This window comes from Halomonas sp. (genome assembly GCF_052095765.1).
Taxonomy (GTDB): Bacteria; Pseudomonadota; Gammaproteobacteria; order Pseudomonadales; family Halomonadaceae; genus Halomonas.
In genome coordinates this window covers 6,058-15,438 of sequence record NZ_JBQDJZ010000008.1, presented here as the reverse complement: position 1 = coordinate 15,438, position 9,381 = coordinate 6,058, and the positions used below count along the sequence as shown (strand labels likewise).

Here is a 9,381-nt window from a genome sequence, read left to right as displayed (position 1 = left end):
ATCCCGAAGGTGTCGCTGGTGTCATTTTTGACATGCGAAGCTTTGTCACCGGTGGGTTTACCTGGATGTTCATTCTTTACTCGCTCTTTGCTGTGACGGTATGTGGCTGGCTAGTGTTCAGCAAGGTTGGTAGTAGAGTTCGATTAGGCGGGCCCCAGGCAAAACCGGAGCATAGCAACTTTGCTTGGTATTCCATGCTGTTTGCCTGCGGACAAGGCATTGGACTGATTTTCTGGTCGGTTGCCGAACCCATCATGCTCCGTGATGAAAGTCCTGTCTTTCAAGGGATGGAAGGCAACGTCGCTGAAGGCGGCATTGTTTGGGCATACTTCCACTGGGGGTTCACTGCTTGGGCCATGTATTGTGTGGTAGCAGTCTGTCTGGCCTATTCGCATCATAATCTTGGGAAGACACTGACTTTCCGAGAGGCAACGGTTGACATCCTGCCTCGATGGGCGCAGGGCGGTGCTGGCGTGGTGACCGAGCTCCTGGCGATCATGGCTACGATTCTTGGCCTGTCCACGTCATTTGGTTTTGCGGCGATGCAGTTTACGTCGGGACTAACTTCTTTCACCGGATTGACTTCGAGTCCCGTTATCTGGTTGATCGTCATTCTTGCCCTAGGGGTCCTCACCGCTATTTCTGCCTTCTTCGGAATCAGCAAGGGCATGCGGATGATTAGTGAAACAAATTCAGTTCTTAGTATATTGCTGGTCGTTGCCGTTTTTATATTTGGCCCCACGCTTTTTATTATCTCTAATCTTACTCAGACCTTTGGCTCCTTCTTCGCGAACTTTATCGCGATGAGTTTCTGGACAGATGCCCCAAGCACCGTCGAGCCGCTGGCATCCTGGCAGGATAGCTGGAATGGCTGGTGGACAGTGTTTATCTGGTGCTGGGTTATTGCATTCTCACCATTCGTGGCGGGCTTTATCGCTCGTATTTCACGAGGACGAACGATTCGTGAGTTTGTGATCGGTGTGACTGTCATTCCTTCGCTGATCGTTATGGTGTGGATTGGCGTTATTGGATCCGCTGCAATTTATTATGATGATCAGACATCCCGTGGAATCTCGACAGCGGTGGGTGAAAATGTTTCTAGCGGACTTTTCGTGATGCTGGAGTCGATACCAATTGTTGGGAGTATCTTGCTGGTGGTGTCGACAGTGCTGGTGGCAACCTACTATGTGACATCCCTGGATGCCGGAACCTATGCCTTGTCGGACTTCGTGTCTTCACGTAAAAAGTCGAGCGCATGGTTCAGAGTGATTCTGGTAGCTAGCATCGCTTCTGTCGCCGCAATGTTGCTGACGCTAGGGGGTAGTGCTGTTGTTGATACAGTTCAGACTGGAACCATCATTGGTGCCTTTCCCTTCTCTGTCGTCATTATGCTCATGATCGCGAATATGATAAGGCGACTGTTGAAAAGAGACAGGGCGACCAAACAGCTGGAGAGAGCAGTGAATGATCCGAATCCAAATGTCAAATTGAGTATTGACGACAAGGGTGAAGTTCATGCAACGACAGATGTATTAGGGCCAAGTGGTTTAGGCTCTAAATAAAGGTATTGGTTGCAGTCCATAAGACCTTTTAATCCGCTGTATCAACTGCATGAGCGTCGATAATGTCTGTAAAACTGATGGTTTGTTTCGTCAGATGGATGTTGTCGACGCAATGCAAAATTTCATAGCTTTATTTTTTCCAGGTTGGCGATGCCTGCGCGAAGAAAGTCAACAACTCTTTGAGCGGCAGCGCTTACTTCATTTTCTTTGTAATAGAGGCCGATGCATACCGGGTCGAGTTCAGGGAGAGATAGGATTTTTGATACTGATCTTAATCTGCCGGGAACTGTGGATCGTGCCATTACCGTTAGGCCAAGGCCTGCTTCGACAGCTGAAATAAGCCCTAGCAGGTTGGTGCTGGTATAAGTGTTTTTATAAGTAATATTATTTGTAGTCAGAAGGTTTTCAGTTATGTTTCGATAGACACATCCTTGTGGGTAACTCACCAAAGAAATTTCATCATCTTCGGAGATCAGATGGTCAGGAGTCATGACCCATTTAAGCCGCTCGATTCGGTAGTCTCTGCTGTCTCTCTTTTCTTCTTTATTGACTGGCTCCATAATTAATATTATGTCATAGAAGTTTTGTTGATATCTCTGAAGAATTGTTCTGCTTATTTCACAGTCAACTTCTACAGATATGTTGGGATAAATCTTGGAGAAGCTTTTTAAGGCTTTGGGCAAGAAAGCAAGCTCAAGGTCGCTCGGAATACCAAGGCGTACCTTCCCTGTGACGTTCTCGCCTCTCAGTTTTTTCATGAGAGAATCATTTAGTGCTAGTATTTTTTTTGCATAAGAATAAACGTTTTCCCCGTCCGCGGTTAGAGTCAGGCTAGAGCCTCTCAAAAAAACCTTGGTATCAAGTATTTCTTCCAGTCGCTTTATCTGCAGACTGATAGCCGGCTGTGAGCGTCCTAAAAGTTCGCCTGCACTGGTGAAGCCACCAAGGTCTTTGATGGCAACGAAGGTTCTCAATAGCTCAGTCGGGATGTTTTTCACGGATAGCCTCGCATTGATGACGGTGATGTCTGCATTTGCGCATCTGATTGGCTGGAGCTAGCAGCATAAAATACATTGGTGAGTAAGGGCGCTTGGGTGTCTTGCCCGATAGTGACATTGGAGCCATGTGCCAGAGCCACCTGCCCTCCATTCGACCTACCATATCCTTTCCGTGTCAATTCAAAAACAAAGAGGACGAAGAGATGGATTCCTGGGTACTGTCCACCTTCCTGGTGCTGACTGTCTACATGCTTGTGCACTCTGGCGCTGCCTATATGCGTCGGGAACTCAAGCGTAAGCGAAAAGAACAACGAGAAAAACAGAGGGGGTAAGCACGATGGATGGCTATCAAATATTCAACTGGGGCCTGCTCTTCATTACCTTTGGCCTGATGATTTATCTGGGCTACCTGTCATCAAAGATGATGGAGAAAGGAGACGAAGGCGGCTTCCTGCTGGCCGGACGTTCCTTGGGAGCCTTTGTCGGTGCAGGTACACTTGTTGCTACCGGTTTCAGTGGCTGGGGTTTTGTGGGCTCACCCGGCGCCACTTATCAGTTCGGTGCCATCGAAATACTGGGAAACTTCTTCTTTGCTCCAGCAATCATGATTGCGGTGCTGTATTTTGCCAGTTTCCTGCAGCGCAAGGCTGTGGACATGGGCAGCAACACCATTCCGGAGTACATCGCTCAGATCCATGGTGGTGGCTCACTGGGCCGGGCAGTACAGGGCCTGGCGGCTCTGATTACCATCATACTGCTGCTGGTCTTCCTGACCAGCCAGATCAAGGCGGTAGCACTGCTGGGAGCCAGCTGGCTGGATATTGAGTTGACCAACAGTGCTCTGTTGATGGTCGGGGTCATTATCATCTACACCATGCTCGGTGGTCTGGCTGCGGTGGCCTGGACTGATACGGTAATGGTCATTGGCATGTGTCTGGCTGCGGTTATCATCATCGTTCAGATATTGACTAGCATCGACCTGAACGACTGGCAGGATACACTAAATGCCATAGATCCTGAGCTGCTGAACCCCACCACTGGGGCTCACTATGGTGATAGCCCGGGGATGGTTTTCATGGTGCTGCCCTATGCTTTTCTGTTTGCTGCCGTGTTGCCCTTCATGGCGGTGCGCTTTCTGGCCTTTAGGCCCGATGTCAAGTTGCACAAAATGGCGATCTACGTAGCGATCTTTGGTGCACTGCTCAGCCTAGTACCCGTTGTGGGGCTCTATGTGAAGGCTCAGATTCCCGATCTGGCAGATCCGGACAACGCCATGCCCGTCTATCTGTCGCAGTTCATGCCTCCAGCGCTGGAAGGTCTTATTACGCTGTTCATTCTGTTTGCCATGAAGTCGACCGCCAACTCGCTGCTGCACACTGTGGCTTCAGCGACCTCCCATGATCTGCGCTTGGCGCTGTTTCGTGATGTCTTCAGAAGCGCGAGCTTGGTGCTGTGGATCAACCGCTTCGCGGTAGCCGCCCTTGGCGTGGTAGCACTGCTGATGATGCTTTATGCGCCGCCGTTCATGCTATCCTGGTTGGGCAGTCTGGGCACCGGCACGTTGTTGGCCAGCTTTAACGGGCCAGTATTCATATCCACCTTCTGGCAGGGCTCTGCCTGGGGTGCGTTAGTCGCCATGGTGGCAGGCTTCTGCACCAGTGGTTACATGATGCTGTTTTCTGATGTGGGTTGGCTGGTCGGCCCATTAACTGGCTGTGCAGTGTCCTCTGTCTGCTACGTGGTCGTTTCACTGCTCACTGAGCGTGTCGCGTTTCAGAAAGTGTCGCTGTAGTGGTTGTACGATAGCATTGCATGGCAATGCGACGCAGACAGTCAGTTGATCAACGCAGACCTGGCGCCGCCGAGGAGACTTCACTCGGCGGCGTTTTTATTGTATGCCAGGTATGGCGCTTAGCATCTAAAGGCCCTGTTTCTAAGGGTCTTGCCTTTTCTAAGGGTCTTGCCTTTTCTAAGGGTCTTGCCTTGGGGTGACCTGAAAGTGAGAGTCCCTCTGCAGTCATTGATAGTGGGAACCGTCCAGTTAGAGCAGGGCTTTACCGCCAAGTGGCTGAGCTAGAAAGTTGGGAAAGATAAGACATGCACGGTGGGTCATTGTGCCAGATGGTTGTGTTGGGAATTTTTATTGCAAATGAGCGATATTGATCCAGGGGCATGAGATCTGTAAAGGAAGTCGTACATGACACAAACCACAATTGAAGCGCCGCCGAATACACAGCCGCAGCAAAAATTGATGCTGTCGGTGGGCTTCGTGCTATTGCATCGCTTCACGCTGTTGCCTTTTGCCGCATTTGTCGACTGCCTGAGGCTGGCAGCGGACGATGGTGACCGCAGTCGTCAGCTGCGTTGCCATTGGGCATTCATGACTGCAGAGGGGCAAGATGCGCTATCCAGCTGCGGTGCGGCGATCACACCATGTCAGCCGTTTCAGCCCGCTAGGATGTTCGATTATTTGGTGGTGATCGGCGGCGTGCAAGACGGTGGCGCCAGGCTAGATCAGCAAACTCTGCGTTATCTGTGCGATGCCGATCGACAAGGCATTCCACTGATCGGCCTGTGTACGGGTGTTTTTTCGCTGATCGAAGCTGGGCTGATGGAAGGGCGCCGCTGTTGTGTGAGCTGGTATCACCATGCGGATTTGCGCCGGCGCTTTCCAGATGTCAGGCCGGTAGCCGATCAGCTTTATCTGGACGAGGGTGACCGGTTGAGCTGTGCTGGGGGAGCTGCTGCGGCTGATCTGGCTGCTTATTTGGTCGAGCGGCATATGGGCAAAGCCTGGGCGATGAAAAGCCTGCACATCATGTTGATTGATGATGTCCGCAAGGCTGAAGCTCCGCAGCCTCAGCCGGTCGTGTTCAGTAAGGTGGCAGATCGCCAAGTACGCCGAGCCATTGCTATTCTGGAGCAACACTTGGGTCAGCCTGTCAGTGTCGATGAACTGGCTGAGCGCCTCGCTATCTCGCGGCGTAGCCTCGAGCGAAAATTCCAGCAAACGCTAGGGGTGACGCCCCAACATTTTGCTCGTGACCTACGTCTACGCTATGGACTCTGGCTGTTGCACTATTCTCGCCATACTATTACTGAGATAGGTGAACGCTGCGGCTTCGCTGATACGGCGCACTTTTCGCGCCACTTTCGTAAAGCTTTTAATATGACGCCTAGCGCTATGCGCCGCCAAGTTGCAGAAGAGGGTGCCACTCTGGCGGATCCTTTCTTCCTGCATATCGAGGGGAAGGCACTCGATTGACAATTAAAAACGTATTATTAATTAACGATTTTACTTAGCTTGAAAAGGCTGTGTATTGGCTATCATCCCAATAAAAATGGTGATCAGAAGCGATCAGCGAGTCTCAATCACCGTACCATCGGTCACTAGCTCCAGTAACGCAAAGTTACGCCAGGAGCCTACATCTACCCGTTTTATCTAGAAATGTGGCGCATTCGTTCAATTCTTTAGCTCTGCAGTTGGCTATTAATAGGCAGTGCGTTCTAGCCGTCATGGCTGGAGCTTGCTTCATAATAACAACCTTGCGGAGCACGACTCATGACCAGTGCGAAAAAGCCTCGGCCGAGCTTGGCCTTGGCGCTACTGCCTATTTTGCTCACCTTTCTGGTGTTGGGTACACAGCTATTTATCTTCGACACCTTTACGCCCCATGTACCCCTGGTGATAGGCATTGCCATTACCGCAGTGGTGGGGCGCTATATGGGGTGTATCTGGGAGGACATGCAAGAGGGGATGCTGCACGTGGTTAGCGTGGGCCTGCCGGCGGTGGGTATCCTGATCTTGGTGGGCATGATCACCGGGGTGTGGATCTCCAGCGGCACCGTGCCGACGCTGATCTATTACGGCTTGGATGTGCTGAGTCCACAGGTATTCCTGGCAGCGGCGGCGCTGCTGTGTGCCGTGGTTTCGGTATCTCTTGGTACCTCCTGGGGCACTGTAGGTACCGTTGGTCTGGCGCTGATGGGTATTGGAGCGGGCTTCGGCATACCTGCCTACTGGACCGCCGGTGCTGTGGTGTCCGGTGCCTTCTTTGGCGACAAGGTTTCGCCGCTGTCGGACACGACCAACCTGGCCCCTGCAGTGACCGGAGTGAACCTGTTCGATCATATTCGTAATCTGATGCCAACGACTCTGCCGGCCATGCTGATTGCTCTGGCGATCTATACTGTCGTCGGCTTCAATATGGTGGGCGATGAGGGTGCATCCTTTGCGCGCATTGCCGCGATCAATACAGGGCTGGTGGACAGCTTTACGCTCAGTCTGTGGACGGTACTCCCGGTAGTACTGGTCATCGGTTTCGCGGTTGCACGGATGCCGGCTATGCCAGTGCTGTTCACCGGCGTGGTGCTGGGTGGCTTGACCGCGGTGTTGTTTCAGGGTGCCTCAGTCAAGGAGATCTTTACCTACGCTTTCTCCGGCTATGAAATCGCTACAGGGGTGTCTGAGATCGATGGGCTATTGAACAGCGGCGGAATTCAGTCGATGACCTGGGTGATTACCCTGCTGCTGATCGCGCTGTCCTTTGGCGGCATACTGGAAAGTACCGGCTGCATGCGCGCAATCATCGAGTCAGTGGTCAAGCGTACTCGCAGCTTCGGTGCACTGCAGACTTCTGCCATCAGCAGCTCTATCGCGACTAACGTGGTCGCTGGTGATCCTTACCTCTCAATCGCCCTGACCGGACGCATGTTCGGCCCCGTTTACCGCGGCATGAAATATTCCATGCTCAATCTGTCCCGGGCTACGGAAGAGGGCGGCACCCTGGTATCGCCGCTGATCCCCTGGAATGCCGGTGGTGCCGTAGTAGTGACCTCTCTTGGGCTCGGCATCTACAGCGGTAACACGGAGAACCTTTTGTATATTCCTCTGGCTTTTGCCTGCTGGCTGTCGCCTCTGATCGGCATTATCTACGGCTGGACGGGCTGGTTCTCGCCCAGGGCTAGCGAGGAAGAGCAGGCCCGTTGGGCCGAGCAGGGTGAGGAGATCATGGATGTAGAGCAGGTTCACAGTGAGATGCGCTCAAGGGTCTATCGCGTCAACTAGCTTCAAATAGCCGCATTTGGATTATTGATTGGTACCCGGCCGCCACACTCAATAACTTGTAGGGAAGCCACACCAGAGCTGTGCACGGCAATTATCAAAATGCCATTAATTTAAATGGCAGCAAACAATTAAGGAGCAAACAATGAATACGACTCAGCTTCGCGACTACGATCCCCAGATTGCCGCTGCCATTGCCGGCGAAAATGCGCGTCAGGAAGCTCACATCGAGCTGATTGCATCGGAGAACTATGCCAGCCGGGCGGTGATGGAGGCCCAGGGCACCCAGCTCACCAACAAATACGCTGAAGGTTATCCGGGCAAGCGCTACTACGGTGGCTGTGAGCACGTCGATGTCGTGGAAAGCCTGGCCATCGAGCGGGCCTGCGCGCTGTTCGGTGCTGATTATGCCAACGTGCAGCCGCACTCTGGTGCCCAAGCTAATGCTGCTGCCTTCATGGCGATGGTGTCGCCGGGGGATACCATACTGGGTATGAGCCTGGCCCACGGCGGCCACTTGACGCACGGTGCCGCGCCGAACTTTTCCGGCAAGAACTACCACGCCGTCCAGTATGGTCTGAATACCGAGACTGGTGAGATCGATTACGAAGAAGTTGAGCGGCTGGCACGCAGTCATAAGCCGAAAATGATCATTGCCGGCTTCTCGGCGTATTCCCGGGTTGTCGACTGGCGTCGTTTCCGCGATATCGCCGATGAAGTGGGTGCCTGGTTGCTGGTCGATATGGCCCACGTGGCAGGTTTAGTGGCCGCTGGTCATTATCCGAGCCCGCTGCCCCACGCTCATGTGGTCACTACCACCACCCACAAGACGCTACGCGGTCCGCGCGGTGGCCTGATTCTTTCGGCCACTGGTGATGAGGCGCTGTACAAAAGACTTAACGGTGCGGTCTTCCCGGGACAGCAAGGTGGCCCGCTGATGCATGTCATCGCCGCCAAAGCGGTGTCTTTCAAAGAAGCCATGAGCCAGGACTTCGTGCGTTACCAGGCCGAAGTGATCGACAACGCCCGTGCCATGGGCAAGGTGTTTGTCGAGCGCGGCCTTGATGTTGTCTCGCGTGGTACTGACAACCACCTGCTGTTGGTGTCGCTGGTTAAGCAGGGAGTGACTGGCAAGGATGCTGATGCGGCCCTTGAACGGGCACATATCACTGTCAATAAGAATGCCGTGCCCAACGACCCGCAGAGCCCATTTGTTACCTCTGGGCTGCGTATCGGTACGCCGGCAGTCACTTCGCGCGGCTTTGATCAGGACGACTGCACTGCATTGGCTGGCTGGATCTGCGATATCGTCGACGCGCTCGCCTCCGGTGGTGATACCAGCGCCATCGAAGCCGAAGTACGTGACAAGGTTGCTGAGGTCTGTGGCCGCCATCCGGTTTATGGCCCAGAGACTTCCGAAGCCGCGACGCCCGTCGCCTGAACCCTTTTCCCGTCGCCATGTCGGCGGGAGTCTTTGAAGGAGAGCGTCATGCAACGATATTCAGGTTTCGGGCTAGTCAAGCACGCGCTGAGCCACCACGAGAACTGGCAGCGTCAGTGGCGAAATCCCACGCCTAAGAAACAGTACGATGTGATCGTGGTTGGTGGCGGCGGCCATGGACTGGCTACTGCCTATTATCTGGCTAAGAACCATGGCATCAAGAACGTCGCGGTGCTCGAGAAGGGCTGGTTGGGCGGCGGAAATACCGCGCGTAACACCACTATTGTGCGTTCCAACTATCTGTGGGACGAGGCG

7 protein-coding genes are annotated in these 9,381 nt (G+C 53.3%); 6 read left to right on the top strand and 1 reads right to left on the bottom strand.

What is annotated here, in order from left to right:
• A partial coding sequence (locus tag ACTH3D_RS02195) for a BCCT family transporter (protein WP_441664792.1) occupies positions 1-1,562 on the top strand: 1,562 nt, incomplete at its 5' end.
• Positions 1,563-1,684: 122 nt separating this feature from the next.
• On the opposite strand, the gene ACTH3D_RS02190 is transcribed toward ACTH3D_RS02195, so the two are convergent.
• On the bottom strand, positions 1,685-2,560 hold the full coding sequence (locus ACTH3D_RS02190; protein ID WP_441664790.1) for a LysR family transcriptional regulator: 876 nt from the start codon (positions 2,558-2,560) through the stop codon (positions 1,685-1,687).
• A gap of 337 nt (positions 2,561-2,897) precedes the next feature.
• On the opposite strand from ACTH3D_RS02190, the gene ACTH3D_RS02185 reads away from it, so the two are divergent.
• From ACTH3D_RS02185 to ACTH3D_RS02165, 5 genes are all read left to right on the top strand, one after another.
• The gene (locus ACTH3D_RS02185; RefSeq protein ID WP_441664788.1) at positions 2,898-4,352 is read left to right on the top strand and encodes a sodium:solute symporter family protein; all 1,455 of its coding nucleotides are present in this window, start codon (positions 2,898-2,900) and stop codon (positions 4,350-4,352) included.
• Positions 4,353-4,757: 405 nt separating this feature from the next.
• Positions 4,758-5,825: a GlxA family transcriptional regulator gene (locus tag ACTH3D_RS02180; RefSeq protein WP_441664786.1), complete on the top strand. Its 1,068-nt coding sequence runs from the start codon at positions 4,758-4,760 to the stop codon at positions 5,823-5,825.
• Between the two features lie 297 nt (positions 5,826-6,122).
• Positions 6,123-7,628, top strand: coding sequence for a Na+/H+ antiporter NhaC (gene nhaC, locus ACTH3D_RS02175; RefSeq protein ID WP_441664784.1), 1,506 nt, complete (start codon positions 6,123-6,125; stop codon positions 7,626-7,628).
• A gap of 142 nt (positions 7,629-7,770) precedes the next feature.
• Positions 7,771-9,066 carry a serine hydroxymethyltransferase gene (glyA, locus tag ACTH3D_RS02170; RefSeq protein ID WP_441664782.1) on the top strand — a complete coding sequence of 432 codons (1,296 nt, stop codon included), beginning with the start codon at positions 7,771-7,773 and terminating at the stop codon, positions 9,064-9,066.
• Between the two features lie 48 nt (positions 9,067-9,114).
• The coding region (locus tag ACTH3D_RS02165) for an FAD-dependent oxidoreductase (protein ID WP_441664780.1) at positions 9,115-9,381 on the top strand (267 nt) is incomplete at its 3' end.

Coding starts and splice junctions, on each gene's coding strand:
- ACTH3D_RS02180 (WP_441664786.1), top strand. CDS start 4,758: ATGACACAAACCACAATTGAAGCGCCGCCGAATACACAGCCGCAGCAA.
- nhaC (WP_441664784.1), top strand. CDS start 6,123: ATGACCAGTGCGAAAAAGCCTCGGCCGAGCTTGGCCTTGGCGCTACTG.
- ACTH3D_RS02185 (WP_441664788.1), top strand. CDS start 2,898: ATGGATGGCTATCAAATATTCAACTGGGGCCTGCTCTTCATTACCTTT.
- glyA (WP_441664782.1), top strand. CDS start 7,771: ATGAATACGACTCAGCTTCGCGACTACGATCCCCAGATTGCCGCTGCC.